The sequence below is a fragment of the Pseudomonas sp. EL_65y_Pfl2_R96 genome, assembly GCF_963970905.1.
Taxonomy (GTDB): domain Bacteria; phylum Pseudomonadota; class Gammaproteobacteria; order Pseudomonadales; family Pseudomonadaceae; genus Aquipseudomonas.
Genome location: NZ_CAXAQH010000427.1, coordinates 1 through 350 on the forward strand (window position 1 = coordinate 1; position 350 = coordinate 350).

The 350-nt window shown below is 62.0% G+C and carries 1 protein-coding gene; it reads left to right on the forward strand.

The window, feature by feature from the left end; translation table 11 throughout:
* Positions 1 to 350: immunoglobulin-like domain-containing protein (locus AACY49_RS31400; RefSeq protein WP_339528257.1), on the forward strand; the 350-nt coding region annotated here is incomplete at both ends.

The following is a 350-nucleotide window of genomic DNA, read 5'->3' on the forward strand; positions in this document are numbered from 1 at the left end:
TACAAAGACGCCGGCACCGTCGAAGCGACGATCAAAGGCGCGACCGGTGGCAATTTCGAGAATCTGGTCACCAGCGATACACCCGCTGTCACCACTGTTAACGACACCATCGATACCAGCACCGTTTCGCTGACTGCCACTTCGAGCGTCGCCGAAGGCGGCACCGTGGTGTACACCGCGTCCGTGTCCGCTCCAGTCACCGGTTCGCCAGTCGTTGTGACCTTGTCCAACGGCCAGACCATCACCATCCCGGTCGGTTCGAGCAGTGCCAGCGTCAACTTCACCGCGCCGAACGATGCGTTGGCCGGCGGCGGTTCCCTGAGCGTGAAAATCGACGATGCCAAGGGCGG